This is a genomic window from Streptomyces sp. NPDC046909, assembly GCF_040644695.1.
GTDB lineage: Bacteria > Actinomycetota > Actinomycetes > Streptomycetales > Streptomycetaceae > Streptomyces.
Genome location: NZ_JBEYXC010000001.1, coordinates 626,680 through 652,585, shown reverse-complemented (window position 1 = coordinate 652,585; position 25,906 = coordinate 626,680). Strand labels below are relative to the sequence as shown.

The following is a 25,906-nucleotide window of genomic DNA, read 5'->3' as shown; positions in this document are numbered from 1 at the left end:
CCCTCCCCGCAGTTGCGTTGCTCAGTCGGCGGGCTTCTCCCACACCGACACATGCGTGCCGCTGTCGTGCGTGAACGGCTCCCGCTTCCACCCCTCCCAGCGTTCGCGCAGCCGCAGCCCCGCGAGTTGGGCCATGAGGTCGAGTTCGGCGGGCCACACGTACCGGAAGGGGATGTCGGTGTACTCCCCTCGCCCGTCAACGATCTTGATGTGATGGGAGCTCATCGACTGCGTCGCCACGTCGTAGGTGTCGAACCCCAGCCGCTCCGGCCCGACATGGAACGGCACGGCGGTCTGCCCGGGCGGCAGCTTCCGCAGTTCGGGGACCATGACCTCGATGACGAAGCAGCCGCCGGGCGCCAGGTGTTCGGCGACATTGCGGAAGCACGCCACCTGCGCCTCCTGCGTCGTCAGGTTCATGATGGTGTTGAAGACCAGGTAGGCGACGGAGAACATCCCGTCCGTCTTCGTCTCCACCTTCGTCGTCGCGAAGTCCCCGATCGACACCCCGATCGCGTCCCCGCCGGGCTTGGCGCGCAGCCGGGCCACCATCGCGCGGGACAGGTCGATCCCGTGCACCGGCACGCCACGAGCCGCCAGTGGAAGGGCGATACGTCCTGTCCCGACGCCGAGTTCGAGGGCCCGGCCGGCACCGGCGAGCCCGGTCAGGAACTCGACCGCCGGGTCGATGGTGTCCGGCTGGAACGTGTCCGACGACGGGTCGTCGTACGTCGCCGCGATGCTCTCTCCGAAGTAACCGTCCTCGTCCGTCACGGACGGACGGTACGTCGACGGCGGCCGGGCACGCACGGGATTTTCCCCCCGCCGACCCACCGACCGACCCGACGGCAGACCCCTGGCACCGCGTCAGCGGTCACCTCGCCGCCGAACACCGCTCCACCGCACGCTCCTTCGCCTCGCGCAGCGGATTCCCGCTCTTCAGCAGCAGTCGTACGGTGTCCCCGATCCCCTCCACCCGGCGGACCGCGCTCTCGTGGTCCAGGCCGTCGCTCTCCCGGCCCAGCGTGTAGACGACCCCGCCCGCGTTGGCGACGAAGTCCGGTACCCAGACGATGCCTTGGGCGGCGAGGGCGTCGGCGACGGTGTCGTCGGAGAGCTGGTTGTTGGCGGGGCCGACGACGAGTCGTACGGCGAGACGGGCGGCCGTGTCGGGGGTGAGCACGCCTCCGACGGCGGCGGGGACGAGGATGTCCGCGGCCGTGACCAGCGCCTCCTCGGGGCCGATCCAGCCGAACCCCGCCCGCTGCGCGGCGTCCCGCTTGGTGTCGTCCACGTCGGAGACCAGTACCCGCGCCCCGTCCGCCGCCAGGCCCGCCGCGACCCGCGCGCCGACGGAGCCGTAGCCGCTCACGACGGCCGTACGTCCTGTGAAGGACGGCGCCCCGAAGACGTGCTCCACTCCGGCGCGCAGCGCGGCCAGCACCCCGAGGGCCGTGGGGCCTCCGGAGTCGCCGCTGCCGCCGTGCTCCTCGGGCAGGCAGTGGACGTACGGTGTCGAGCGGCGCAGGACGGCCATGTCGGCTGGCGAGGTGCCGACATCGGGGCCCGTGCGGTAGGTCCCGTCGAAGGAGGCGATGAACTCGCCCATGTCGGCCAGCGCGGCGGCACGCAACTCCGGTGCGGGCGTGGCGTGTTCGGGGCCGTCGAGGACGATCACGCTCTTGCCGCCGCCGAAGTCGAGGCCGGAGGCGGCGCACTTGTACGTCATCGCCTCGGACAGCCGCAGCGCGTCCTCCAGTCCGCCGCGCCAGTCGTCGTAGCGGCGCAACCGGCAGCCGCCGACTGCGGGACCGAGTGCGCGGGAGTGGACAGCGACGATCAGCGGGAGTCCGGAGCGGGGGCCGCGGCGGATCCGTATCTCTTCGTGTTCGAGTGTCGGAGTCATGGTCCGGACGCTAGGTTCACGTTCCCGCACACGGGGAAGGTGCCGAACTTCCTTCGGAATTCGGGACCGGGAGACGGACGTGGACGAACTTGATACGGCGATCCTGCGGCATCTTCAGGAGGACGCGCGGCAACCGAACCGGGCCATCGCGCAGAAGGTGGGGATCGCTCCGTCCACCTGTCTGGAGCGGATCCGGCTGCTGCGGCGGCGCGGGGTGATCCGCGGCTATCACGCCCAGGTCGCCCTGCCCGCGCTGAACCGCGGGGTGCAGGCGATGGTGTCGGCGCAGGTGCGGCCACTGAACCGGGAGGTGGTGGCGGAGTTCGAGCGGTCGGTGTCCCGGCTGCCGGAGGTGCTGTCCGTGTACACGATGGCGGGCAGCGACGACTTCCTCGTCCATGTCACCGCCCAGGACATCGAGCATCTGCACACGTTCCTGCTCGAACGGTTCACCGCGCGCCGGGAGATCATCGGCATCCGTACCTCGATCATCTTCCAGCATCTGGCCAACCCGGTCCTGGAGCCGCTGCCCGACGTCAACCCGCAGATCTGAGGCGGGAGTTCAGAAGTAGCGGCTGTAGGGCGTGGTGTCGACGGCGAACATCCCGGTGTAGGGCTGGTCGAGCTGGTAGACGAGCAGCACGGTGAAGGTGATGAGGGCGGTCAGCCCCATCACCATCACGACGTGGGTGAAGCTCCGCTGCACGCCGAACATGAACATGAAGGCGACGGTGAGGGCGCCGCCCACGATCAGCCCGAACCACAGGACCGGCGACAGCCCCTGGTCGGCGTCGCTCTCCCGGCCGCGCCGGGCCTCGTCCAGGGTGCTGAGCTGGGCGAGCGACTCCTGGGTGGTGGCCTGCTGGGCGGGTGTCGCGTCGGCGGACACCTGCACACCGGCCCGTACCTCGTCGAGGATGGTCCAGCCCTCCGTGCCCAGCGGCTGCCCCTTCGCCATGGCCGGCCACTCGTCGTCCGTGACATGGCGGATGTATGTCTCCAGGTCGGCCCGCACCCGCTCCCCCTGCGGCGCGGGCAGCCCGGCGGCGAGCAGATGGATCTGGTGGGCGGCGCTCGCCTCGGTCAGCGCGTGCTCCTCGGCGCCGGAGCGGGTGTCCCACACGGACACCAGGGCGAGGCCCAGGACCAGGGCGTAGAGCACGCCGACCATCATGGAGATGTACTCGGCGACGTCCTCGCGGGGTTCGTCGTCCGGGCCCATCGGCCAGTAGCGGTGCTTGACCAGGACGATCGCCGCGGCGAACAGGGCGACCCCGAGGACGATGGCGAAGTTTTCGATCATGTCGGCACTCAGTTTCGGCGTGAGCCCAGCAGTACCGCCGCGAGGGCGGCCGGGACGAGAACGAGGAACAGCGCGGTCAGCAGACCGAGGCCTGTCGGCCCGGAGCCGTCGCGGTAAAAGCGGCCGAGGAGCGGGGTGCGCTGCCGGGGCTGGGCGGCGGGCGGTTGGGCGGCGGGTGGCCGGCCCGGCGGCTGGGCGGCGGGAGGCTGAGCGGCGGGGGGTTGCGCCGCGCCCGCTTCCGCCGCCGCTCCCTCCGGCAGGACGCCCGGTGCGGCGGCGACGGCTGGCGGCAGCACCGCCTCGGCGTCCAGCGGCACGGGGAGCACCGGCGGGGGCAACAGGGCGCCGGGGAGCGGGACTTCGGCGGCGGGCGGCGGAGGCGGGGGCGGTGGTGGCTCCGGGGGTGCGGCGGGGGGCTCCGCCGCCGGGGGCGCTGGTGGTGGGGCCGCGGGGCGCCGGGTGGGCGTGGTGGCCGGGGGGCGGGCCGGTGGCCGGGGGATGGCGAACGCGGCGGTGGCCGTGGCGTGCAGGGCGGGCGGCGGGACGCGGTCGCCGCGGCGGCCGAGCGTGCGGGTGCGGTCGCTGCCGTCGGCGCGTCCCGCACTGGAGTACGTCCCCGGAGCGCGCCGTACCTGTGCCGTGCACGTCGTCGAACGGCCGGAGTCGAGGCGCCGTACGGTCGCGGTGGCACCCGGGCAGTCGATGCGGGCGGGGTCCAGCACGGGGTCGGTGAGCCGGATGCCGTGCACCGGGAGATTGCCGCCGTTGCGCACCACGTACCGGACGACGGCCTGCGGGCCGCTGACCCGGACCGACTCGGTCAGGGTGAGTCCGCCGCCCACACCGGCGTACCCCGAACGGGCCGTGGCCCGGGACGTGCTGCGCAGATAGGGGATACGGCCGCTCGCGACGACCTGTCCGGCCCAGATGCCGCGGCGTGCCGGGGCCTCGGCGGTGCAGGTCACCGAGCGCAGCCCGGTCAGCATCCGGACCCGGTCGCCGCCGCCCGGGCAGCGGACCCGCGCGCCGGGGAGCGCCGGGTCGGACACCCGGACGTCGTACAGGTCGGCCCCGCCGAGGTTGATCAGCCGGTACGCCTTCACCACGGCGGCGCCGACCCGGATCCCCGGCCGGGTCGCGCCGAGCCCTGGCCGGGTGTTCACCGTGACCCGCAGCGCCAGCCCGTGGTCGCCCGTGCCGTCCGCGGCCGCGGGCGTGGCGAACCCCCCGCCGACCGCGGCGGCGAGCAGGGCGGGCAGCAGCAGGGCGAGCCCGTGCCGCCCGCCGGATCTCCGTACGATGATCACACCAGCATGCTCACCACGGGCGCCCCGGCGGCCCTCCGACGGCACGCCGTCACACCCGCGGCCACCCGGCGCGATTCACTCCGATGCCGGGCCCCGGACCGGCCGCCCGTCGGCTCGCTCACCCGGACGGCCCGCCCTGCGAGCGGCCCGCCCCTGGGCTTCCTAGCGTGGCCGTATGCCCCCGACCGCCCGCCCGCGTGGACAACTCTCCCCGTGGTCCCGCCGGTTCACGGCGGCGGCCGTCCGCCGGGCCCATCGAGCGAGGTGACCATGGACGCCCCTGTGTGCAAGGGCCGGTTCGCCGGCCCCGACGAAGGGCGGGCCTGCACGGCGCGGGCCCGTTTCGAGATCGGCCGGCACGTGGACTTCCCGCTGCCGGTCTGCCCGGAACATCTCGGGCCCTCCCTGCTGCTGGCCCGCAATGTGCTGTGGCCGCCCGAGATCAAGATGATCGGCTGACCGGCCGACCGACTGACCGGCGGTGTCGGGTTGCGGGGCCTGGCTCTCTGTCACAGCCTGAACACACGGAGCAGAGCCGCTTGTCGGGGGGCGCTCGCTCGCTGTCCCCCACTCCGAGGAGAACCCCCAGCATGACCGTTCAGCCCTATGTCATGGAGAAGATCCGCGCCAGCTTCGACTTCATCGACGCCGACGGGGACCACGTCATCACCGAGGACGACCACATCCTTCAGGGCAAGCGGGTCGCCGCGGCCCTCGGGCACCCGGAAGGCTCGGCGGAGGAGCGGCGGATCATCGACGCCTACCTCCGGATCTGGAAGGAACTCCATCTGCCGATGGACACGGACGGCGACGGCAAGGTCGACATGGACGAGTTCATCGCCGCGACCTCGAAGCTGTCCGAGGACCCGGCCATGGCGGAGCGGCTGATCGGCAACCTCACGGACAGCTTCTTCGCCATCGCCGACCGGGACGGCGACGGCGGTATCGACCCGGCGGAGTACGCGGCCTTCATGGCCGGCCACGCGCCCGGCATGCCGTCGGCTGAGGTGGCGGAGGCGTTCCGGCACCTCGACATCGACGGCGACGGACAGATCACCCGGGAGGAGCTGCACCGGGCGAACGTCGAGTACTTCACCAGCAACGACCCGACGGTCCCGGGCAGTTGGGCCTTCGGCCGGCCGACGGCCGCCGCCTGACACTGCGACACCGGGCCGGAGCGAGGCAGCGCGAGCCTCGCTCCGGCCGCACGTCCGACACAGCGATACCCGGCCGGGGTGAGGCAGCGTGAGCCTCGCCCCGGCTTCGCGTTGCCCGGAGCCCGTATACGGCCGCCCCACCCCCTGAGCCGTGCGTCAGCGGCGCGCCCGTCGGAGTTCGGGACGGGGTGGCCGTATGAACTGGAGTGTCAGGGTCGCGGGCGGCTCGGCCAGGCCGGGGCCGCCGGCCGCGACCCAGGTCAGGACGTCGTCCGTGCAGTCGTCGTCGCCGGACCAGCCGACCCAGGTGGCACGGCCGCCACGGCGGCGGCCCTCACCTGAGGGCTGGACCACGAGGACGTTGGCCTGGTCGCACGGGCCCAGGCAGTCGGTCGTACGGACCGCGAGGCGGCCCCCGGAGTCCGCGGCGGCGGCCTTGAGCCGGTCGAGCTGCCACTGGTGGTCGACACCGGGATGTTTGCCCGCGTTGCCGCAGCAGCAGCCCCGGCACACGACAAGGGTGCACGGCCGGGCACCCGCGGCCCCGAACACGGCCCGGCCGCTCATACGTTCCCCTCCCCGCACACCATCACCGTCCAAGATCGTACGTGCGCGAAAGGGTTTCGTGCACATGACGAAACCATTGACGCGCACATGCCCCACCCCTACCTTCTGACCGACATCACGAACTACGTTCGACATTACGAACAGGGACGGTCTCGTATGCCTCGGACTCACCACGGGAGACGCCGCGGACCGCTGCTGGTCTGCGTGCTGACCCTCCTCCTCGCGCTGGTGGCGGCCATGCAACCGGCGGCCGCGGCGGACGGCCGCCCGTACACCAACCCGCTGAAGTCGTCCAAGGGCGCCGATCCCTGGCTGGAGTACTACGACGGCAGCTACTACCTGGTCACCACGACCTTCACCGGCATCCTCGGCATCCGGAAGTCGCCGACGCTGGCGGGCCTGGCCACCGCGCCGAACGTGCAGGTGTGGTCGGACACCACGTCGACCCGCAACACCAACATCTGGGCGCCCGAGCTGCACTTCCTCGACGGCCACTGGTACCTCTACTACTCGGCCGGGCAGAGCGGTGTGGCCTGCTGCGACTCCCAGCGCACCCATGTGCTGGAGAGCTCCGGCACCGACCCGATGGGGACGTACACCTACAAGGGCTCGCTCACCGGCTCCAATCTCACGCCGGGCGGCTGGCTGATCGACGCGAGCGTGCTGGAACACAACGGCGGCCTGTATCTCGTCGGCAGCGGATTCATCAACGGCAGTACGCAGAGCCTGGTGATCGCGCCGATGAGCAACCCCTACACGCTCGCCAGCAGCACCTTCACGGTCATCTCCAGTCCGACCCTGAGCTGGGAGACCTCGGGCTCCCCCGTCAACGAGGGCCCCGAGCCGCTCTATCACGACGGCCGCACCTTCCTGACGTACTCGGCGAGCTCCTGCCAGACCGCCGACTACAAGCTCGGCCAACTGGAGTTGACGGGATCCAACCCGCTCGACCCGGCCTCCTGGACGAAGAAGCAGACGCCGGTCTTCCAGCGCAGTGACGCGAACAGCGTGTACGGCCCCGGGCACAACGGCTTCTTCAGCTCGCCCGACGGCACCGAGAACTGGATCGTCTACCACGCCAACTCGTCCTCGTCCGGCGGCTGCGGCAACGGACGGACCACCCGCGCCCAGGAGTTCACCTGGAACGCCGACGGCACCCCGGACTTCGGCACCCCGGTCGCCCTCGGCACCAGCCTGCCCGGCCCGTCCGGGGAGACGGCGGCGACCCCGACGTCGTACACCCTCGTCAACCGCAACAGCGGCAAGTGCCTGGACGTCAACGGCGGCGGTACGGCCGACGGGACGAACATCTTCCAGTGGACCTGCAACGGCGGGACCAACCAGAAGTGGAAGATCGAGGACCTGGGCGACGACACCAGCCGGCTGGTGAACGTGGCGACCGGCAAGGTCGCCGACATCGCGGACTGCTCCGCCTCGGACGGCGCCGACATCCGCCAGTGGTCGTGGCTGAACAACAAGTGCCAGCGCTTCCGGCTGGTGTTCACCGCCACCGGTGACTACGTGCGGATCGTCAACGAGTCCACCGGCAAGGTCGCCGACGTGGCCGACTGCGGCACCGCGAACGGCACCGACGTACGCCAGTGGACCTGGCTGAACAACACCTGCCAGCAGTGGCGCCTCGTACCGACGACCTGACCCTTCCTCCCCGTTCGATCGCGCAACTGGAGAACTCCCTTGAGACGCAACGCCGTTCGCCTGCTCCTGGCGATGCTGGTGGCCCTCGCCGCATGGCTGGTCGCGCCGGGCTCCCCCGCCCAGGCCGCCGTGCCGGACTCGCCCGCCGTGACCTACACCAACCCGATCGCCGAGAAGCGGGCCGACCCGCACATCTTCAAACACACCGACGGCTACTACTACTTCACCGCGACCGTCCCCGAGTACGACCGCATCGTGCTGCGCCGGGCCACCACCATCCAGGGCCTGTCGACGGCCTCCGAGGTGACCATCTGGACCAAGCACAGCAGCGGGGTCATGGGCGCGCACATCTGGGCGCCGGAGATCCACTACATCGACGGCAAGTGGTACGTGTACTTCGCCGCCGGGTCGACCAGTGACGTGTGGGCGATCCGGATGTACGTCCTGGAGGGCACCGGCGCGAACCCGCTGACCGCGACCTGGACCGAGAAGGGCCAGATCACCACCACTTGGGAGAGTTTCTCGCTGGACGCGACGACCTTCGTCGTGAACGGGGTGCGCTATCTGGCGTGGGCGCAGCGCAATCCGTCGGAGGACAACAACACCAGTCTGTTCATCGCGAAGATGGCCAACCCCTGGACGATTCAAGGGACTCCGGCGGAGCTGTCGCAGCCGACGCTGTCCTGGGAGACGGTCGGCTACAAGGTCAACGAGGGCCCGGCGCTGATCCAGCACGGCGGCAAGGTCTTCCTGACGTACTCGGCGAGCGCCACCGACGCCAACTACTGCCTGGGCATGCTCACCGCGTCGGCCACCGCCGATCTCACCAACCCGGCGTCCTGGACGAAGAGTTCGACGCCGGTCTTCCAGACGAGCGCCGCGACCTCGCAGTACGGGCCGGGCCACAACTCCTTCACCGTCTCCGAGGACGGCAAGTCGGACATCCTCGTCTACCACGACCGCAGCTACAAGGACATCAGCGGCGACCCGCTCAACGACCCCAACCGCCGCACCCGCGTGCAGAAGGTGTACTGGAAGGCGGACGGCACCCCGGACTTCGGGATCCCGGTCGCCGACGGGGTCACGCCGCAGCGCTTCTCCTCGTACAACTTCGCGGACCGTTTCATCCGCCACTGGGAGTACCGGGCGAAGATCGAGGCGAACGTCTCGCCGCTGGCCGACTCGCAGTTCCGGGTGGTCTCGGGTCTCGCCGGTACCGGCACGGTCTCGCTGGAGTCGACGAACTTCCCCGGCTACTACCTGCGGCACAAGAACTTCGAGGTGTGGGTCGAGAAGAACGACGGCACGACGGCCTTCGCCTCGGACGCCAGCTTCTACCAGCGGGCGGGGCTCGCGGACTCCGCGGGGGTCTCGTACGAGGCGTACAACTACGCGGGGCGCTACATCAGGCACTACGACTACCTGCTGTACGTCCAGGCCGCGAGTACGACCACGGCACAGGCCGATGCGACGTTCTACGCCCAGTAGTACGCCCGGCAGACGGCCCGGCAGGCAGTCCGGCAGGCATGACCGAACAGACTATAAACCGCGAGTATAATCGCTGTGTATAGTCCCGGCATGCCTTCTGCCACCAACAAGATGAACAAAACGGGGAACAGGTTCCGGGCCACGCTGATGTCGGCGGCGGCAGCGTGTCTCGCGCTGGCGCTGACCGGCTGCGGATCACTCGACACGACCGCGCCCAGCGCGGCCCGGAACCAGGCCGCGGCCGGCGCCCGGGCGGCCGCCTTCGGGACCGTCGACTGCCGCGAGGCCAAGTGCGTCGCGCTCACCTTCGACGCCGGGCCGAGCGAACACTCGGCCCGGCTCCTCGACATACTCAAGGAGAAACAGGTCCCGGCGACCTTCTTCCTCCTCGGCAAACGGCACATCGAGAAGTACCCCGAGCTCGTCAAGCGCATGGCCGACGAGGGCCACGAGATCGCGAGCCACACCTGGGACCACAAGATCCTGACGAAGCTGACCGCCGAGCAGATACGCGAGGAGCTGGAGCGCCCCAACCGGGAGATAGAGCGGCTCACCGGGCAGCGACCGACGCTGATGCGTCCGCCGCAGGGCCGTACCGACGACACCGTCCACGACGTCTGCCGTGAGCTGGGCATGGCGGAGGTGCTGTGGAGCGTGACCGCCAAGGACTACACGACGAACGACTCCGCGCTCATCCAGAAGCGCGTCCTGAACCAGGTGAACCGGGACGGGATCATCCTGCTGCACGACCTCTACGACGGCACCGTCCCGGCCGTGCCGGGGATCATCGACGCGCTGAAGGCGCGCGGGTATGTGTTCGTGACCGTGCCGCAGTTGCTGGCGCCGGGGAAGGCGGAGGCGGGGAAGGTGTACCGCTGAGGGCTTTTGTGCCGTTCGGGGTTCACCGTGTCTCGGGGTTCACCAGGTGAGGTGCAGTCGGTACGGGGAGCGGTGGATCATCGTCGGTCGCATCTCCACGGGTTGGTCGTCCGCGAGCCGCAGGCCCGGCAGGCGTCGGGTCAACTCCTCCAGGGTGAGCCGGAGTTGCTCGCGGGCGAGCTGTGATCCGGGGCAGCTGTGCGCGCCGAACCCGAAGGCGAGGTGGCGACCCGGGTCGCGGCCGATGTCGAACTCGTCGGGACGAGGGTGCCGGGCGGCGTCCCGGTTGGCGCCGCCGAAGGCCACGAACACCGAGGCGCCGGGCGGGAGTTCGGTCCCGGCGAGGGTGACGGGGCGGGTGGTGACCCGGCGGAACCCCTGTAACGCGCTGTCGTAGCGGGCGGCCTCCTCGACCGCCGCCGGTATCCGCTCCGGCTCGGCGCACAGCAGCTCCCACTGCTCGGGGTGCCGGAGCAGATGCAGGACGGTCGTGCCGATGAGCGCGGTGGTGGTGAGATGCCCGGCGATCAGCAGGTTCTGGAGGTGGGCGACGAGTTCATGCCGCTGTTCGAGGGTGAGTTCGCCGGATTCCGGGTCCGTGAGGGACGTGAGGGACGTGAGGGACGTGACGAGCTCGGTGCAGAGGTCCTCGCGCGGCTCGGCGTGCCGCTCCCGCACATACCGCTCCAGGGTGCGCTGCATCGCGACGACGTCCTCGGCGGCGGCGACCTGCTCGTCCTCCGCCAGCGGCCGGAACAGCAGCTCCTCGGCACGGTGGCCGCCGTGCACGATCCCGGGCACGTCATCGGGGGCGAGCCCGACGATCCGGCCGATGACGTCACCGGGCAGCCGTCTGGCGTACGCCGACATCAGCTCGACCTCGCCGTCCTTGGCGAACCCCTCGACAAGCTCGGCGGCACGCTGGGCGGCGTACGGCAGGACGGCGGCGACCCGGGCCGGTGACAGTCCCCGGACGATCGGTGCGCGCAGCTCCTGGTGCCGGGCGCCGTCGGAGGTGACGACGACCGGCCGCCCGCCGAAGCCGCCGCCGAGGACGGCGAGCGCGGCGGGCGACGGCAGGACGTCGGGGATCAGCGCGTTGGCCGACGAGAACTCCTCGGTCCTGCGCAGGACTTCACGCACGTCCACGTCCCGGGCGACCAGCCAGGCGTCCAGCTCGTCGAGGTACGTCAGCCCGTCGGCCTGCCGCGCCCGTTCGTAGTGCGGGTAGGGATCCCGCTGCAACTCGTCACGCCTGCCCTGGAGTTCACGGTCCACGAGACGCCCTCCGGCCGCCGGTGGTGCGGGGTCGGGCTCATGGTGCCGTATGGGTGTGCGGATGCGATAGACGCCATCGGGGCACGCCTGTCGCTCCGTCAGAAGACGACCGACCACCCCTCCCGCGCGGCCTGTGCCTCGGTGTAGGAAACGCCGTGCACCTTCAGCGACTTGGCGTCGAGGAGGGTGATCTCGCCGCCGTGGTTGCCGAGTTGGGCGCCGCCCGCGAGCGGGACGGTGAGCCAGGCTCCGGCGGCGAGGGGGCCGCCCGGCACCGGGGACTTCTGGCCGAGGCGGTCGCCGATGTGCCAGCCGGTGAGGTCGACGGGGTCGGGCGAGGCGTTGAGGAGGGTGACCGTCTCCGCCTCGGGCGCCGGGCCGCGTGGGTTGACGAGCGCGGCGACGATCCGGACGGGCAGGGTGCCCGGCTCGGGCCGGTTGCCGTCGACGTCCTCCAGGGCGTGTCCGGTGACGTCGTCGGTGTGCCAGGACTGGCTCTGGAAGGCGAGGAAGATCGCGACCCAGCGGTCCGTGCCGGGGAAGTGAATGAGGATCCCCCCGTCCTGCCAGACTCCGTCGTCGCCCCGGAACTTACGGCTGTTGCCCTGGTTCATGTGGATGTCGTGGATGCCGTTGCCCGGGAGGAAGCCGAACACCTTGTCCTTGACGCGGGGTTCGGGCCCGAAGCGCTCCCCGAAGACGTACAGCCGGGCGTCCGGGTCGGCGACGGCGCGCCGTACGTAGTGGTCGAGGAGGTCGGCGAGGTCGTTGTCGGCGCCGGGTGCGTCCGGGGGCAGGGTGCGCATCTTCGCCGGGTCGAAGAGGTTGCCGCGCACGAAGTCGAGGTTGGGGCCGCCGGGTCCGGGCGGCAGGGTGTTCCACCCACTGGCGAGCCCCGCGAGCCGGGCCGTCACCGGGTGCCGGAAGTCCTCGTCGACGAGATAGAGCAGCTCGGAGGGCCGCTCCTGGGACAGGACGTTGACGGCGGCGCGGTAGTGCACGTTCTGGTCGTCCGTCAGATGGATCTGGTAGTGCGGCGTGTCCGCGGCGCCCTCGCGCCGGGTGTCGACCGCCCGTGTGATCAGTACGCCGTAGGCCTTCAGTGGCATGGTGACCAACTCCCCCTGGGGGCGGGCGGAATGCCCACCCATGGGAGGAATCGTAGGGGTTGCGGGCCCCGTCTGTGAGCCGGATATGAATACGCCGTTGAGCTGGCCGGATTCCATAAGATCGGCAGGTGGTCACCTTCCTCCTCGAACGCACCGCCCCACTCCCCCGCGCCGAGACCTGGCGCCGCCTCACGGAGTGGCCCCGCCATGGCGACGTGGTCCCCCTGACCCGGGTGACGGTGCTGACGCCGGGTCCGACCCGCGAGGGCACGGTGTTCGTGGCCCGAACGGGGGTCGGGCCCTTCGGCTTTGACGACCGCATGGAGGTCGTGGCGTGGCATCCGCCGACGGACACCGAGCCCGGGTTCTGCCGCCTGGAGAAGCGGGGGCGTGTCGTCACCGGGTGGGCCGAGATCGAGGTGGGGCCGGGTCCTGGTGGGCGGAGCCGGGTGGTGTGGCGGGAGGAGCTGGGGTTCCGGTTTCTGCCGGGTTTCCTGGATTCCGTGGTGCGGGGGACGGCTCGGTATGTGTTCGGGCGGGCGGTGAATCGGCTGCTGCGGCGGGCGTGAGGGCCAGGCGCGAGGTGAACGTGGGGCGGCAGGACTGGGAGGAGCGCTTCGCGGCGGGGCGGGGGTTCCGAGGCGTCGACGCGCACGAGATGCGGCTGTTCAAGCGGGCTGTGCGGCCCCGGGCCGGGGCGCGGCTGCTGGATGTCGGGTGCGGGCTGGGCGCCTACGCCGCCGCGCTCGCCGGCCTCGGCTGTCGGACGCTCGCTGTGGACTGGGCGGAGGCCGCGGTAGCGGCGGTACGGGATCGGTACGCCGATCTGGAACCTCTCCTGTCCGTGCGTCGGCTGAACTTCGAGGAGGCCACGGACCTGCCTCCGGGCGGGTTCGACATCGTGACGATGCGGCTGGTACTGGCGTTCATGACCGACAAGGCCGCGGTGGCCGAGCGGGTACGGGGGTTGCTCGCGCCGAGGGGTGTGTGGGTGGTGACGACACCGCTGACCGAGCGGCTGCCCGAGGAGCGACGGAGTATCGGGGTGACGGCGGAGGACGTCGCGGTGGTGACGGACGGGTGGGGACGGGGGCAGTGGTACGACCTGGAGGCGGGTGGGCTGCGGTGTTTCGTGCTGCGGTCCTGAGGACGCCGTAGCGGCAGGGCTCAGACCCCCGACCCGACCCGCCCGGCCTCGGACGGCGGCGTCACGTCATGGTGGATCGGCGTGTGCGCCCCCGTGAGCGAACCCCCGCTCCCACCCCGCCGGTTCGCCACGATCTCCGCCCCGATCGACAACGCCGTCTCCTCCGGGGTGCGGGCGCCGAGGTCCAGCCCAATCGGCGACCGTAGCCGCGCCAACTCCCTTTCGGTCACGCCGACTTCGCGCAGTCGTTCCATCCGGTCCAGGTGGGTCCGGTGGGAGCCCATCGCGCCGATGTACGCCACCGGCAGTCGCAACGCCAGCCGCAGCAGCGGGATGTCGAACTTGGCGTCGTGGGTCAGGACGCACAGGACGGTCCGGGCGCCGACCTCCGTGCGTTCCAAGTACTCGTGGGGCCACTGCACGACGATCTCGTCCGCGTCCGGGAAGCGGGCCGGCGTCGTGAACACCGGGCGGGCGTCGCACACCGTCACGTGGTAGCCGAGGAACTTGCCGATCCGCACCAGCGCCGAGGCGAAGTCGATCGCGCCGAAGACGATCAGGCGGGGTGGGGGGACGGACGACTCGACGAGGACCGTGAGCGGGGCGCCGCAGCGCGAGCCCTGCTCGCCGATCTCCAGGGTGCCGGTCCGGCCGGTGTCCAGGAAGGCGCCGGCCTCCGCGGCGACCGTGCGGTCCAGTTCGGGATGGGCGCCGAGGCCGCCGTCGTAGGAGCCGTCGGTGCGGACCAGCAGCGCCCGGCCGACGAGCTCCGCCGGGCCGGAGACGATCCGGGCAAAGGCCGCCGTCTCCCCGCTCGCGGCGGCGCCGAGCGCGGCCTCGACCGCCGTACGGACGGCGTCGCCCGCGCGTACCGGCGCGACCAAGACATCGATGGTGCCCCCGCAGGTCAGACCGGCCGCGAAGGCGTCCTCGTCGCTGTAGCCGAAGCGCTCCAGGACGGTTTCGCCGTCCTGGAGCGCTTGGCGGCACAGTTCGTACACCGTGCTCTCCACACAACCGCCGGAGACCGAGCCGATCGCCGTGCCGTCGGTGTCGACCGCGAGGGCGGCGCCCGGTGGGCGAGGGGCGCTGCCGGTGACGGTGACCACGGTGGCCACGGCGAAGTCGCGTCCTTGCTCGACCCACCGGTGCAGTTCCTCGGCGATGTCCAGCATGTGTCGGTCTCCTCGCGGCAGCGGGCCTGTGGACGGGCCCGCCGGTGCACGTCTAGTGCACGCCCATCCAGCTCTCAATGGGATTGAGGGCGAAATAGACGAAGAAGATCACTGTGAGGGCCCACATAAATGCCCCGATCTCCCGGGCCTTGCCCTGGGCGACCTTGATCGCGACGTAGGAGATGACGCCCGCGGCGACACCCGCGGTGATCGAGTACGTGAAGGGCATGATGACGACGGTCAGGAAGACGGGGATCGCCGTCGCGCGGTCCGCCCAGTCCACGTGGCGGGCGTTCATCATCATCATCGCGCCGATGACCACCAGGGCCGCGGCGGCGACCTCGCCCGGCACGATCGCCGTCAGCGGGGTGAAGAAGAGGCAGGCCGCGAAGAACAGGCCCGTCACCACGGAGGAGAGGCCGGTGCGGGCTCCCTCGCCCACGCCCGTCGCCGATTCCACGAACACCGTCTGGCCGGACGCGCCCGCGACTCCGCCGATCGCGCCGCCCGCGCCGTCGATGAACAGGGCCTTGGACAGGCCCGGCATCCGGCCCTGCTCGTCGGCCAGCTTGGCCTCGGTGCCGACGCCGATGATGGTCGCCATCGCGTCGAAGAAGCCCGCCAGGACCAGGGTGAAGACGATCATGCCGACCGTCATCGCGCCGACCTCGCCCCAGCCGCCGAACTCGACGTCGCCGAAGATCGAGAAGTCGGGCATCGAGACCGCGCTGCCGTGCAGTTCGGGGGCGCCGCTGGCCCACTGCCCGGGGGCGATGACGTCGAGGGCGTTGAGTACGACGGCCAGGAGCGTGCCGCCGAGGATGCCGATCAGGATGGCGCCGGGGATGCCGCGGGCCTGGAGCATGAAGATCGCGAGGAGGGTGACCGCGAAGAGCAGGACCGGCCAGCCGGCCAGTTCACCCGTCGGGCCCAGCGTCACCGGGGTCGCCTTGCCCTGGTGCACGAAGCCGGCCTTGTAGAAGCCGATCAGGGCGACGAAGAGGCCGATGCCCATGGTGATCGCGTGCTTGAGGGCCAGCGGGATGGCGTTCATGATCATCTCGCGGAGGCCGGTGACGACCAGCAGCATGATGATGACGCCGTACATCACGCACATGCCCATGGCCTGCGGCCAGGTCATCTGCGGGGCGACCTGGGAGGACAGGACGCCGGAGACGGAGAGGCCGGCGGCGAGCGCCAGCGGCACCTTGCCGAAGAAGCCCATCAGCAGCGTGGTGAAGGCCGCCGCGAACGCGGTCGCGGTGATGAGGGCCTTCTGGCCGAGCGTGTCCCCCGCCGCGTCCTTGCCGGACAGGATCAGGGGGTTGAGCAGGAGGATGTACGCCATCGCCATGAAGGTGGTCGTACCGCCGCGCACCTCGCGCGCGACCGTGGAACCTCGCTTGGTGATGTGAAAGTACCGGTCGAGCCAAGACCGGCCGGCCGGGACGCAGGTGCCTTCGCCCGCGTCTTCGGCAACGGTCTTCGGCTCCAGTGACTGCTGGGTCATGTGGGCCTACTCCCAAGGTTCAAAGGGGCACCCGTGTCAACCGCCGGAGCGGCTGCGGGATTTGGGAAGGTGCTTCGGCCGCACGACCCGGGGGACGGCCCGAGACGAACGAACAAACGAACAGGGGTGGTACGGGGACTGCTTGGGGTACCGCGAGGATCGAGCCAGATCGAGCCAGATCGAGGGTGCCCGGGCCGGCTCGTTCACGTGCTGTTAACGCGGAGTGGGCTCAGTACACAGCGGCGCCCTCGGACCGGGTCAGTCACGGAAACTCCGAAGGAGTTGGCTGGTCGGGCCGGGCATCTTGTAGATTCATATGAACAGAGGTCCTCAGTGGCCTCCGTGTTTTCCTGGGGAAACGCGCGCCACAGCGGGCGTGACCTGGGACCGGGCCCGGAGGACCGGGAAACGGCGCCCTTCGGCCCGCCCGACGGGCCCCTGCCACCCCGAGACCCTCTATGTTCATCGTAGATTTCGAGACAAAGATCGGCGGCGACGAGAATGCGGCTGCGCGCACTGCTGGACACCGACGCGCTGGGCCTGCGGCTGCTCGGCGGCGAGGACGAGCTGGACCGCACCGTGCGGGGTGTGATGACCACCGACCTGCGTGACCCGAGCCGCTACCTCTCGGGCGGGGAGCTGGTGCTGACGGGGCTGGCGTGGCGGAGGGACGCCGAGGACTCCGACGCGTTCGTCCGCATCCTCGTGCAGGCCGGGGTGGCGGCGCTGGCGGCGGGTGAGGCGGAGCTGGGCGATGTGCCGGACGACCTGGTGGTGGCCTGTGCCAGGAACCGGCTGCCGCTGTTCGCGGTGCACGAGTCGGTGGCGTTCGCGACGATCACCGAGCATGTCGTACGGCAGGTGTCGGGCGAGCGTGCCGGGGACCTCGCGGCGGTCGTGGACCGGCACCGCCGGATGATGACCTCGGGCCCGGCGGGCGGCGGCCCGGACGTGGTCCTGGACCTGCTGGGCTCCGACCTGGACCTGCGGGCGTGGGTGCTGTCGCCGACCGGGCGGCTGATCGCGGGCTCGAAGACGACCGGCCCGGCGCTGCCCGCCGACGTGTGCGCCAAGCTCGCCGCCGAGCACCTGGCGGCCGCCCGCACCGGCCGCCGCGGACCGCACCGGCTGACGCTCGGCTCGACGACGTACTCACTCTTCCCGGTGCGCAGCAGCGGCCGCTCCCCGCAGGGCTCCCGGGACGTGCGCGAGACGGTGCTGTCGGACTGGCTGCTGGCGGTGGAGGCGGACGCCGGGGACTGGCCCGAGGAGCGCCTGGACCTCCTCCAGGGCGTGACCCAGCTGATCTCCGTCGAGCGCGACCGGCGCGACGCGGCCCGTACGGTCCGCCGTCGGCTCGCCCAGGAGGTCCTGGAGCTGGTCCAGACGGGCGCCGCGCCCGCCGAGATCGCCGCGCGCCTCAGGGTGGCCGCCCCCGTGCTGCTGCCCGGCCTCGGCGCGGCCCCGCACTGGCAGGTCGTCGTGGCCCGCGTCGAGTGGGACGGCGCGGAGATCGAGGGCGGCCCGGTGACGCAGTCGCTCCTGGAGGAGATCCTCGTCGACCCGCTGGCCACCGGCCCCGAGCCCTCCGACCGGATCGCCGTGGCCCACACCGGCGACGAGGCCATCGCCCTCGTCCCGCTGCCGTCCGTCTCCACCGAGCACGACGGCTCCGAGACCGGCATCCTCGCCGACGTCCTCCTGGAGTCCGTACGGGACCCCCTCGCCGCCGGTCTCGACGACGACGGCCGGGTCACGCTCGGCGTCAGCGCGGCCGTGCACTCGGCGGAGGGCCTGCGGGGCGCGCTGGAGGAGGCACGGCACGCGCGGCGGGTGGCGGCGGCCCGCCCCGGCCGGGTCTGCGCGGCGGGCCACCAGGAACTGGCCTCGCACGTCCTCCTGCTCCCCTTCGTCCCGGACGACGTCCGCAGAGCCTTCACCGCCCGTCTCCTCGACCCCCTGCGCGACTACGACCGCCGCCACCGCGCGGAGCTCATCCCGACCCTGGAGGCCTTCCTCGACTGCGACGGCTCCTGGACCCGCTGCGCGACCCGCCTCCACCTGCACGTCAACACACTGCGCTACCGGGTGGGCAGGATCGAGCAGTTGACGAGTCGGGACCTGTCGAGGCTGGAGGACAAGCTGGACTTCTTCTTGGCGCTGCGAATGAGTTGAGGTGGTGGGGCGGGTGGCCGACGCGCCGCTCCCGCCCCGTGTGGTGATCCCACGACTTTGCCACCCTCTCGGCCGTGCACAACCGAGCGTGTGCGCCCGGCAGTTCACGCCTCGTCGCGCTCCCCGCCGCCACTGGCTGCCGCGGTGAGGTCGCATCCGCCCCTTGGGGCGCGGGACCGATGACAAGGCCCCACACCGGGAAAACCCCGATGACTTCAGCCTGATCCGCGCCAACAACAACCGTGTCCCCGGTAAACCGGTTCGTGCCTTCAAAGGGCTCCCAGACCGCGCGCCAGAATAGCGCAAGTGAAATCTTTCACACACACCCCCTTGGCCGGGCCCGCTGATTCGTGCTGAGATGCGGCCACCACTCAACAGCTCAATGGTGTGCCGGGGAGGGCGAGGTGGCGTATACCGCCATGTCTGGTAACGGAACGACCCCTGACGATCCACTCCAGACCGCGGTATGGCGGCTGCGCTCACGCGCCTGCTGGGCCGACGCGGCAGCCCTGCTCGACCCGGTGACGGCGGACGCGGCGCTGCAACGGGCGTCGTTGCTGGTGGAGCGGTGTCTCTACACCGAACAGGGCTGGCAGGAGGCGGAGGACGCGTTGCGCACCGCCGAGGCGCTGGCGCAGAGCGACGACGAGCGGGGCGCGGCCGCTTGTGAACGCGGGCAACTTGCGTACGCCGCCACGCTGCACACCGTACGGGACCGGGCCGACGAGGCGCGTGCCGCGCTCGGCCGGGCGGCGGCGCTGATCGCTCCGGGCGCGCCCGGGCGGGCGTTGCTGGACTTCCGGCGGGGGCTGCTCGCGGAGAACCTCGCCCGGTCGCCGCAGGCCGCGCGGGCGGCGTACCGGCGGGCCCACGCCGGTGCCGTGGCCCATGCCGATCCGCTGCTGCTCTCCTTCACCTGGCGCCATCTCGCCGGACTCGCCCTGCGGGACGGGGAGTTGGCGGAGGCGCGGCACGGCTTCGCCGAATCGCTGCGGATCCGGGAGGAGTTGGGCTACCTCGTCGGGACGGCTCCCGCGCTGGCGTCGCTGGCGGACGCGGAGGTCGAGCCGGAGGCCTCGCGGTTGCGGGAGGAGGCGCGGCGGCTGTTCCGGCTGCTGGGCGGCGTACCGACGTGGCTGTCACGGCAGTTGGCGCCGCCGCCTGCCGCGACGGCCTGAGCTAGCCATTCTTGACCTGGTCCACCAGCTTCTGGGCCTCGTTGAGGACGGTGTCGCGGAGTTCGGGGTCGCGGGCGAAGACGACGACCACGACGATCACCAGGAGGAGGGAGACGAGGCCTCCGCCGCGGCCGCCGCGGTGTGGCATCGGGGTGTGCGTCGGCGGGCGGTGGTAGCCGTGCCGGACGTGCTGCTGGTGCGCCTGCCGGTGGGAGTTCACGGCTTGCTGATGTGCCTGCTGGCCTTGCTGACTGGCCTGTTGCGCCTGCTGCTGGGCCATGAAGGACGGGTCCATGGGGTCACCTCCGCTGTCGGCACCAGGCGTGCCGCGCAGGGGATGCCACGCGGGACGGCACGGGCGGGTTCCCGGTGTCGCGGACCGTTGCACGGAGCCGACGATTCTGTGACCGCCGTCACAAGCTCAGGACGCTCCCGCGAAGTGCTCCCCCACCAGCACCCGGACCACATCCACGTCCCCGGCGATCAACGCGTCGAGCAGCGCGGTGTGTTCCGCCGCGTCCGCGACCAGTTCCGCGCGGCCCCGGGAGGCGGGCGGGCCGACCAGGGGCCACTGGGCGCGGCGGTGGAGGTCCTCGGCGATCTGGACGAGCTGTTCGTTGCCGGACAGGGCGAGGACCGCGCGGTGGAAGGCGCGGTCGGACTCGGCGTACGTGGCCCGGCAGCCGGTCGAGGCGGCACGGACCGTCGCCTCGGCGAGGGGCCGCAGTTCCGCCCACCGCTCCGCCGGCACGGTACGGGCCAGCCGCAGCATCACGGGGACCTCGATCAGCGCGCGGACCTCGGCCAGTTCGGCCAGTTCCCGCACCCCTCGCTCCACGACCCGGAAGCCGCGGTTGGGCACGACCTCGACGGCGCCCTCCAGGGCGAGTTGCTGCATGGCCTCGCGGACCGGGGTGGCGGAGACGCCGAAGCGGTCGCCGAGGGCGGGCGCCGAGTAGACCTCGCCGGGGGTCAGCTCCCCCGACACCAGCGCGGTGCGCAGCGCGTCGAGGATCTGCCCCCGCACGGAGGCCCGCTGCACGACGGGCCGGGCGGGGGGCACGGGCGCGGTGAGGGGTGCGGCAAGCGGCGGTTCGGCGGGCGGGCGCCCGGAACGGGCCTGCGGGGCGGCGTCGTCGTCGGCACGGTTGCGTTCGGTACGGGGTTCGGGCACAAGGCGCCCAGGACGCGGCCCGGAGCGCCCGGCACGCGGCTCGGGCACGACGGCGTCGGCGGACCGGGGACGCCCCGCCGCCGCGCCCTCGGCACGCGGCCGCTCCACTCCGGACTCCTCGGAACCGGGTCGCTCCCCCGGCCCCCGCGGAACCGTTCCTTCGCCCCTGGGCCGCTCCCCGTGCGTGTGCTCACCCCGAGCCGCCCCGGCGCCCGCGCCTCGCAGGCCCTCGCGCTCGCGGTCCACGTCGGCGGCCATGAGCTGCGGCGGCACGCGTACCGCGTGCGGCGTCCCCGTGCCTGCGGAGCCCTGCGCGCCCTGCTTCACGGGTCCTCCTGGGGACGTGTCGGTACTTGGGGTCATTACGGCGGGTTGTTACTCGTCCGTCAAGCACCTTAGGCGCAGAAGCGGCTGGTTCAAATCCCAAGGATCTTGGGTAAGGTAAGGCTTACCTCCACAACACAGTCGCACAACCGTCCTGGAACGGTGGTCCCCGCATGCCCGTGCCCCTGTCGCCTCTCACGGACGCCTACCACCGTCTGACCGAGGCTTTTCCGGGGCTCACCGTCACCGAGCTCGCCGCGGGCGAACCGGCCCCGACGGGCGGCGGCTGGGTCACCGCCGCCGCGCTCGCGGAGGGCGGGGCCGGGCTCGACGCGTTCCTGGCCTGGGACGACGCCCAGGTCCTGCGGGACCACGGCCGCCCCGGACGGCCGGACGTCATAGCGAGCTTCGGACTGCACCGGTACGCCTGGCCGGCCTGCCTCCTGATCACCGCGCCGTGGTTCCTGCGGCGCCGCGTGCCGCGCTTCCCCGTGACGCATGTCTCGTACGACCGGACCGAGGGCCCCATGGCCTTCGCCGTACGGACGGGCGAGTTCGCCTGCCTCCCCGACGACCCGGCAGCGGCCCTGCCCGGCGCCCGGGTGGTCCCCGACGAGGAGGCACTGCGGGCCGAGGTGCGGGACGCGATCGCCGCGCACATGGAGCCCGTGCTCGGCGGGTTCGGGCCGCGGATGCGGCGGCGCGGGCGGGCATTGTGGGGCATGGTGACGGACGAGATCGTGGAGGGACTCTGGTACGTGGCCCAGTTCCTCGGCGAGAACGAGCAGGCGCGCGCCGCACGCGAACTGGAGCTGCTGCTGCCGGGGACGACGAAGCCGTACGTCGGGGCGGCCGCCTTCCGCGAGCTGACCGGGCCCGGCGGCGAGTCGCTGGCCACCCGGGACCGGGCGAGTTGCTGCATGTACTACACGCTGGATCCGCGGGACACCTGCGCCACCTGCCCGCGCACCTGCGACGCCGACCGGGTCGTCAAGCTCCTGGCCGAAGCCGCCAGTTGAGGCCCCCTCAGGGGCGACCCGCGTTCGAGGCCGCGCACCGGGTCCCGTAAGATCACCGCGAACAGGGCTCCCAGCCGGGTTACAGGGGATTCACAATTTCCTCACCTGCCGCAGGAACTTTCCGTGGAACCACCCGTACGGGTAGTCTTATTCGAACTCAACTCCCGCCCCTCATGCGGCAGTTCGAGCAGAACGCCGCCCTGGGCATCCCCTTGCACTTCCTTGGCGGCCTCTTGCCCCGAAAACGCCTGAGGGCCGTTGGGATTGGGCCACTATGGCGGGCGTTACGCCCTATCCCAATGCAAGGGACCCCAGATGAGACTGACCGACATATCGCTGAACTGGCTGCTTCCGGGCGCCGTACTGCTCCTGGGCATGCTGGCGGCGGTAGCGGTGCTGGCGCGCAGTAAGCGGTCCGGCGGGGAGCACGCCAAGGACGACTCGTGGGAGCGCAGCGAGGAGCGCCGTCGGCGCAAGGAGGCCATATACGGCACCGTCTCCTATGCGCTCCTGTTCTGCTCGGCGGCGGTCGCCGCGGCCCTCTCGTTCCGCGGCCTCGTCGGCTTCGGCCAGCAGAACCTCGGCCTCTCCGACGGCTGGGAGTACCTCGTGCCGTTCGGTCTGGACGGCGCGGCGATGTTCTCCTCCGTCCTCGCGGTGCGCGAGGCGAGTCACGGTGACGCGGCCCTCGGCTCCCGGATACTCGTGTGGACGTTCGCGGGCGCCGCGGCCTGGTTCAACTGGGTGCACGCGCCCAGGGGCGTCGACCACGCGGGCGCTCCCCAGTTCTTCGCCGGCATGTCGCTGTCCGCGGCTGTGCTCTTCGACCGCGCGCTGAAGCAGACCCGCAAGGCCGCCCTGCGCGAGCAGGGTCTGGTGCCGCGCCCGCTGCCGCAGATCCGTATCGTCCGCTGGCTGCGCGCCCCCCGGGAGACCTACAAGGCCTGGTCGCTCATGCTCCTGGAAGGCGTCCGCAGCCTTGACGAGGCAGTTGACGAGGTGCGCGAGGACAAGCGGCAGAAGGAGGTCAACCGGCTGCGCCGCCGCGAGGCGGACCGCCTGGAGCGCGCCCAGCTCAAGGCCATCAGCCGGGGACACCGCGGGTTCATCGGCCGCGGTGGCGGCCGCCCCACGGAGAACCCCCAGGCCCTGGAGCGGGGCTCCGACCGAGTCACCGCGGAGCCTGCCATATCGGCGCCGGAGCAACTGCCCGTACGCTCACGGCCGTCGCTTCAACCCGTCCGCCACAGTACTGACCCGATCACCGTCGACCTCACCGCGGAGGACGACACGATGGCCCTGCCGCGCCTCGACTCCCTGGAGCGCAAGCTCAAGGACCTTGAGCAGCAGTTCGGTTAAGCCCATCGGGCGTTACGAGGACACCGAGAGGGGGTGTACGGCCGGCCGGCCGTACACCCCCTCTCGTATGTCGGATCACGCGGCTCCGGCGTCGAGTTCGAACCACACCGCCTTCCCGACGCCGTGCGCCCGTACACCCCACGCGTCGGCGAGGGACTGGACGAGCACCAGGCCCCGGCCGTGCGTACCGTCGTCGGCGTTCGGTACGCGCAGTCTGGGGCGGCGGGCCACGAAGTCCCGTACCTCCACCCTGAGTCCACGGGGTCCGACGGTGGCCGTCAGCACCGCGTCGTGGTCGGTGTGGATGAGCGCGTTGGTGACGAGCTCACTGGTGAGCAGTTCCGCTATCTCGGATCGTCCGGGCCTCCCCCATTGCCGTAACAACTCCCGCAGGGCGCGGCGTACTTCGGGCACCGCCCGCAGGTCCGCCTTGCCGAGTCTGCGCTTGAGCTGAGACGCCTGCGCCTGATCCCCGGCGCCCGCGGCCACTTCCTCCACTGTCTCCGCCGAGAAGGCCCCGATCGCCATGGGACCGCCTCCTCGTGCCTGCCTCTTCATGACCCCCGCCCGCGTGCCGATGTCGGTTCCCCTCCTGCTCGAACACGTTCACGGGATCCATGCCCGTTCGGGGCACCGGCAGTCATGTCGAATCGTCAACGACCAGGTGTTCGGCCACGGTTGAAGGGCGCCGCGACGGTACCGGGCGGGCCCTGATCGGGCGCCGTGGGGCGGGGCGCGGGGTGTGCCGGGGGCCGTAGGCGGCGTGGCGGGCGTGGCCCGTGGGGCGGTGTGTGCGGACGGTCGGTACGGGGTGCGCGTGCCGCCGGTTCCGCCGGGTGGCATGTGCCGCGACCTCCGCCGGTCCGGCGCCGCTGCCGTCGCCCGGGGGAAAGCGCTGGTCGACCCACAGGTTCCGGTTGGCCCGCGCGAAGGCGGTCAGGGCCCTCGCCGCCCCGGTCGCCCGCCTCCGACGCCGCCGCACGGCATTCCGGACGCTCCCCTGGACGGCGTACGCCCGGGCCGTGTGCGGGCCGCCGGAAGCGGAGGCGAGCCGGTGCATCTGCCCCCGCGGGCCGCGGGCGCCCCCGTGCTCCGGCATGGCTCCGGGCCCGCACACCCGGGCGACGCGGTGACCGCACGGCCTCCGCCGCGATGTCTAGCGCCGTCTGCCGATCCGGTCGTATACGGCGAAGAGCTGGGGCGGCTGGTCCTGGACGCCCGGCGGGCACGGGGTGCCGCCGTGCTGGGAATCTGGCCTGAAATCACTGCTTCCGTACCGGATCCCCTACACCGGGTCCCCTACAGCGGGAGCCGCCCTCCCGACCCCCGTGGCAGGAGGGCGGCTCCGCTCTTTCCGGTGTGGTCTCCGGTCTCAGTACAGCTTGCGGACCGCGGTGGTCGTCGTCTTCTTGAACGCCTTCACCGGCGCGTCCTCGAAGTCGCCCATCTGCCCCCACTGCACGACCGTGACGGTCCGTCCGTCCCGGCCCACCGACACCAGATGGATGTCGGAGGCGCCCCAGGAGGTGGCGGTGTGCAGGCCGTGGACGCGGGCGCCCTCCTCCACCGGCAGCGTGCCGTAGCCCTTGTACGTGGCGTCGGTCTCCGGCTCGGCCTGCTCGATCCGCGTGGCGCAGGAGCGCATGTCCTTGTCGAAGCGGCTCGCGAGCGCCTTGGCCTTGGCCTCGGTGCCGACGACGATCGTGAGCTGCTGGGCGTTGGTCTCCAGTTCGGTCGTGAACGAGCGGTACCGGGAGTCGTAGCCGGGCAGCGCCTCCGTCAGACAGCTCAGCAGGTCGTCCGGGACGCCGTCGGTGACCTTGCCCGCCTTCCAGGCGGACGAGGGGTGCGGCGGCAGTTCGGAGGCCGACAGGAACTTCGGCGCGGCCGCCGGTGCGGCGTCCGCCGGTGCGGCGAGCGTCGCGCCGAGGGCGAGGCCCGTGACGGCGACCGCGATCAGCGCGCCAACTCGGGTGCGCATGGGCATGGGTGTCCCCCGTGTACGAGTGAGTGCTTGGATGTGGGATGCCGCCGACGGCGGATGGTCGGTCCGGCCGGTCGGTGCGACACCAAGAGCATCAGCCGTCACAGTCGGCCCGCGCAACAGCCGGCGCCCGATCCACCACGGTGGAACCATCCCAGGCCGTCTGACGTGCAGGTACATGGGGTGCCTGGGATGGGGACACGGGTCCGGG

25 protein-coding genes are annotated in these 25,906 nt (G+C 71.6%); 12 read left to right on the top strand and 13 right to left on the bottom strand.

What is annotated here, in order from left to right; translation table 11 throughout:
- Window positions 1-21: 21 nt before the first annotated feature.
- Together ABZ928_RS02655 and ABZ928_RS02650 are read right to left on the bottom strand one after the other, a co-directional pair.
- Entirely contained in the window at window positions 22-774 is a 753-nt protein-coding gene (locus tag ABZ928_RS02655) for a class I SAM-dependent methyltransferase (protein ID WP_361514628.1), read from the bottom strand.
- 100 nt (window positions 775-874) lie between these two features.
- Window positions 875-1,906 carry a Glu/Leu/Phe/Val dehydrogenase dimerization domain-containing protein gene (locus ABZ928_RS02650; RefSeq protein WP_361514627.1) on the bottom strand — a complete coding sequence of 344 codons (1,032 nt, stop codon included), beginning with the start codon at window positions 1,904-1,906 and terminating at the stop codon, window positions 875-877.
- Window positions 1,907-1,985: 79 nt separating this feature from the next.
- Between ABZ928_RS02650 and ABZ928_RS02645 the strand changes: the two genes are divergently transcribed.
- Window positions 1,986-2,459 (top strand): Lrp/AsnC family transcriptional regulator, encoded by a 474-nt coding sequence (locus ABZ928_RS02645; RefSeq protein WP_361514626.1) that lies wholly within the window; start codon window positions 1,986-1,988, stop codon window positions 2,457-2,459.
- A 9-nt stretch (window positions 2,460-2,468) separates the two neighbouring features.
- Here the strand turns inward: ABZ928_RS02645 and ABZ928_RS02640 are convergent, their stop codons facing one another.
- Together ABZ928_RS02640 and ABZ928_RS02635 are read right to left on the bottom strand one after the other, a co-directional pair.
- Window positions 2,469-3,209, bottom strand: coding sequence for a hypothetical protein (locus ABZ928_RS02640; protein ID WP_361514625.1), 741 nt, complete (start codon window positions 3,207-3,209; stop codon window positions 2,469-2,471).
- Between the two features lie 8 nt (window positions 3,210-3,217).
- Complete coding sequence (locus tag ABZ928_RS02635) at window positions 3,218-4,516, bottom strand: hypothetical protein (RefSeq protein WP_361514624.1); 1,299 nt, start codon at window positions 4,514-4,516, stop codon at window positions 3,218-3,220.
- A gap of 270 nt (window positions 4,517-4,786) precedes the next feature.
- Between ABZ928_RS02635 and ABZ928_RS02630 the strand changes: the two genes are divergently transcribed.
- A complete protein-coding gene (locus tag ABZ928_RS02630; RefSeq protein ID WP_361514623.1) occupies window positions 4,787-4,975 on the top strand; it encodes a hypothetical protein in 189 nt (62 codons plus the stop codon).
- A 131-nt stretch (window positions 4,976-5,106) separates the two neighbouring features.
- Complete coding sequence (locus ABZ928_RS02625; protein WP_361514622.1) at window positions 5,107-5,673, top strand: EF-hand domain-containing protein; 567 nt, start codon at window positions 5,107-5,109, stop codon at window positions 5,671-5,673.
- A 156-nt stretch (window positions 5,674-5,829) separates the two neighbouring features.
- On the opposite strand, the gene ABZ928_RS02620 is transcribed toward ABZ928_RS02625, so the two are convergent.
- Window positions 5,830-6,240, bottom strand: a complete 411-nt coding sequence (locus tag ABZ928_RS02620) for a (2Fe-2S) ferredoxin domain-containing protein (RefSeq protein ID WP_361514621.1) — start codon at window positions 6,238-6,240, stop codon at window positions 5,830-5,832.
- Between the two features lie 156 nt (window positions 6,241-6,396).
- Between ABZ928_RS02620 and ABZ928_RS02615 the strand changes: the two genes are divergently transcribed.
- The 3 genes from ABZ928_RS02615 to ABZ928_RS02605 all read left to right on the top strand — a co-directional run bounded on the left by ABZ928_RS02615 (window position 6,397) and on the right by ABZ928_RS02605 (window position 10,263).
- Entirely contained in the window at window positions 6,397-7,896 is a 1,500-nt protein-coding gene (locus ABZ928_RS02615; protein ID WP_361514620.1) for a family 43 glycosylhydrolase, read from the top strand.
- A 39-nt stretch (window positions 7,897-7,935) separates the two neighbouring features.
- Window positions 7,936-9,384 carry a family 43 glycosylhydrolase gene (locus ABZ928_RS02610; protein ID WP_361514619.1) on the top strand — a complete coding sequence of 483 codons (1,449 nt, stop codon included), beginning with the start codon at window positions 7,936-7,938 and terminating at the stop codon, window positions 9,382-9,384.
- 111 nt (window positions 9,385-9,495) lie between these two features.
- On the top strand, window positions 9,496-10,263 hold the full coding sequence (locus ABZ928_RS02605) for a polysaccharide deacetylase family protein (protein WP_361514918.1): 768 nt from the start codon (window positions 9,496-9,498) through the stop codon (window positions 10,261-10,263).
- A gap of 39 nt (window positions 10,264-10,302) precedes the next feature.
- Here the strand turns inward: ABZ928_RS02605 and ABZ928_RS02600 are convergent, their stop codons facing one another.
- Window positions 10,303-11,541: a cytochrome P450 gene (locus ABZ928_RS02600; protein ID WP_361514618.1), complete on the bottom strand. Its 1,239-nt coding sequence runs from the start codon at window positions 11,539-11,541 to the stop codon at window positions 10,303-10,305.
- A 98-nt stretch (window positions 11,542-11,639) separates the two neighbouring features.
- Window positions 11,640-12,650, bottom strand: coding sequence for a DUF2278 family protein (locus tag ABZ928_RS02595; RefSeq protein ID WP_361514917.1), 1,011 nt, complete (start codon window positions 12,648-12,650; stop codon window positions 11,640-11,642).
- 128 nt (window positions 12,651-12,778) lie between these two features.
- On the opposite strand from ABZ928_RS02595, the gene ABZ928_RS02590 reads away from it, so the two are divergent.
- Window positions 12,779-13,219 carry an SRPBCC family protein gene (locus ABZ928_RS02590; protein WP_361514617.1) on the top strand — a complete coding sequence of 147 codons (441 nt, stop codon included), beginning with the start codon at window positions 12,779-12,781 and terminating at the stop codon, window positions 13,217-13,219.
- Window positions 13,220-13,239: 20 nt separating this feature from the next.
- On the top strand, window positions 13,240-13,797 hold the full coding sequence (locus tag ABZ928_RS02585) for a class I SAM-dependent methyltransferase (protein ID WP_361514616.1): 558 nt from the start codon (window positions 13,240-13,242) through the stop codon (window positions 13,795-13,797).
- 20 nt (window positions 13,798-13,817) lie between these two features.
- Here the strand turns inward: ABZ928_RS02585 and ABZ928_RS02580 are convergent, their stop codons facing one another.
- Together ABZ928_RS02580 and ABZ928_RS02575 are read right to left on the bottom strand one after the other, a co-directional pair.
- Complete coding sequence (locus ABZ928_RS02580; RefSeq protein ID WP_361514615.1) at window positions 13,818-14,972, bottom strand: XdhC/CoxI family protein; 1,155 nt, start codon at window positions 14,970-14,972, stop codon at window positions 13,818-13,820.
- 52 nt (window positions 14,973-15,024) lie between these two features.
- Window positions 15,025-16,482, bottom strand: a complete 1,458-nt coding sequence (locus tag ABZ928_RS02575) for an NCS2 family permease (RefSeq protein ID WP_361514614.1) — start codon at window positions 16,480-16,482, stop codon at window positions 15,025-15,027.
- Window positions 16,483-16,983: 501 nt separating this feature from the next.
- Between ABZ928_RS02575 and ABZ928_RS02570 the strand changes: the two genes are divergently transcribed.
- Entirely contained in the window at window positions 16,984-18,657 is a 1,674-nt protein-coding gene (locus ABZ928_RS02570; RefSeq protein ID WP_361514613.1) for a PucR family transcriptional regulator ligand-binding domain-containing protein, read from the top strand.
- A gap of 404 nt (window positions 18,658-19,061) precedes the next feature.
- Window positions 19,062-19,835, top strand: a complete 774-nt coding sequence (locus ABZ928_RS02565; RefSeq protein ID WP_361514612.1) for a hypothetical protein — start codon at window positions 19,062-19,064, stop codon at window positions 19,833-19,835.
- A gap of 1 nt (window position 19,836) precedes the next feature.
- Here the strand turns inward: ABZ928_RS02565 and ABZ928_RS02560 are convergent, their stop codons facing one another.
- Both ABZ928_RS02560 and ABZ928_RS02555 read right to left on the bottom strand, forming a co-directional pair.
- On the bottom strand, window positions 19,837-20,130 hold the full coding sequence (locus ABZ928_RS02560) for a hypothetical protein (protein ID WP_361514611.1): 294 nt from the start codon (window positions 20,128-20,130) through the stop codon (window positions 19,837-19,839).
- Window positions 20,131-20,256: 126 nt separating this feature from the next.
- Entirely contained in the window at window positions 20,257-21,057 is an 801-nt protein-coding gene (locus tag ABZ928_RS02555) for a GntR family transcriptional regulator (RefSeq protein ID WP_361514916.1), read from the bottom strand.
- Between the two features lie 449 nt (window positions 21,058-21,506).
- Between ABZ928_RS02555 and ABZ928_RS02550 the strand changes: the two genes are divergently transcribed.
- Both ABZ928_RS02550 and ABZ928_RS02545 read left to right on the top strand, forming a co-directional pair.
- Complete coding sequence (locus ABZ928_RS02550) at window positions 21,507-22,352, top strand: (2Fe-2S)-binding protein (RefSeq protein ID WP_361514610.1); 846 nt, start codon at window positions 21,507-21,509, stop codon at window positions 22,350-22,352.
- 315 nt (window positions 22,353-22,667) lie between these two features.
- On the top strand, window positions 22,668-23,711 hold the full coding sequence (locus ABZ928_RS02545) for a DUF2637 domain-containing protein (RefSeq protein WP_361514609.1): 1,044 nt from the start codon (window positions 22,668-22,670) through the stop codon (window positions 23,709-23,711).
- A 75-nt stretch (window positions 23,712-23,786) separates the two neighbouring features.
- Here ABZ928_RS02545 and ABZ928_RS02540 read toward each other — a convergent pair whose 3' ends face one another.
- Together ABZ928_RS02540 and ABZ928_RS02535 are read right to left on the bottom strand one after the other, a co-directional pair.
- Entirely contained in the window at window positions 23,787-24,239 is a 453-nt protein-coding gene (locus ABZ928_RS02540) for an ATP-binding protein (protein ID WP_361514608.1), read from the bottom strand.
- A gap of 844 nt (window positions 24,240-25,083) precedes the next feature.
- Complete coding sequence (locus ABZ928_RS02535) at window positions 25,084-25,698, bottom strand: hypothetical protein (RefSeq protein WP_361514607.1); 615 nt, start codon at window positions 25,696-25,698, stop codon at window positions 25,084-25,086.
- Window positions 25,699-25,906: the final 208 nt, after the last annotated feature.

What these genes read in the sequence shown, in the direction of transcription:
- ABZ928_RS02575 (WP_361514614.1), bottom strand. Translation starts at nt 16,482, where the DNA reads ATGACCCAGCAGTCACTGGAGCCGAAGACCGTTGCCGAAGACGCGGGC.
- ABZ928_RS02570 (WP_361514613.1), top strand. Translation starts at nt 16,984, where the DNA reads ATGCGGCTGCGCGCACTGCTGGACACCGACGCGCTGGGCCTGCGGCTG.
- ABZ928_RS02545 (WP_361514609.1), top strand. Translation starts at nt 22,668, where the DNA reads ATGAGACTGACCGACATATCGCTGAACTGGCTGCTTCCGGGCGCCGTA.
- ABZ928_RS02640 (WP_361514625.1), bottom strand. Translation starts at nt 3,209, where the DNA reads ATGATCGAAAACTTCGCCATCGTCCTCGGGGTCGCCCTGTTCGCCGCG.
- ABZ928_RS02620 (WP_361514621.1), bottom strand. Translation starts at nt 6,240, where the DNA reads ATGAGCGGCCGGGCCGTGTTCGGGGCCGCGGGTGCCCGGCCGTGCACC.
- ABZ928_RS02550 (WP_361514610.1), top strand. Translation starts at nt 21,507, where the DNA reads ATGCCCGTGCCCCTGTCGCCTCTCACGGACGCCTACCACCGTCTGACC.
- ABZ928_RS02605 (WP_361514918.1), top strand. Translation starts at nt 9,496, where the DNA reads ATGAACAAAACGGGGAACAGGTTCCGGGCCACGCTGATGTCGGCGGCG.
- ABZ928_RS02560 (WP_361514611.1), bottom strand. Translation starts at nt 20,130, where the DNA reads ATGGACCCGTCCTTCATGGCCCAGCAGCAGGCGCAACAGGCCAGTCAG.
- ABZ928_RS02615 (WP_361514620.1), top strand. Translation starts at nt 6,397, where the DNA reads ATGCCTCGGACTCACCACGGGAGACGCCGCGGACCGCTGCTGGTCTGC.
- ABZ928_RS02580 (WP_361514615.1), bottom strand. Translation starts at nt 14,972, where the DNA reads ATGCTGGACATCGCCGAGGAACTGCACCGGTGGGTCGAGCAAGGACGC.
- ABZ928_RS02625 (WP_361514622.1), top strand. Translation starts at nt 5,107, where the DNA reads ATGACCGTTCAGCCCTATGTCATGGAGAAGATCCGCGCCAGCTTCGAC.
- ABZ928_RS02535 (WP_361514607.1), bottom strand. Translation starts at nt 25,698, where the DNA reads ATGCCCATGCGCACCCGAGTTGGCGCGCTGATCGCGGTCGCCGTCACG.
- ABZ928_RS02595 (WP_361514917.1), bottom strand. Translation starts at nt 12,650, where the DNA reads ATGCCACTGAAGGCCTACGGCGTACTGATCACACGGGCGGTCGACACC.
- ABZ928_RS02630 (WP_361514623.1), top strand. Translation starts at nt 4,787, where the DNA reads ATGGACGCCCCTGTGTGCAAGGGCCGGTTCGCCGGCCCCGACGAAGGG.
- ABZ928_RS02540 (WP_361514608.1), bottom strand. Translation starts at nt 24,239, where the DNA reads ATGGCGATCGGGGCCTTCTCGGCGGAGACAGTGGAGGAAGTGGCCGCG.
- ABZ928_RS02650 (WP_361514627.1), bottom strand. Translation starts at nt 1,906, where the DNA reads ATGACTCCGACACTCGAACACGAAGAGATACGGATCCGCCGCGGCCCC.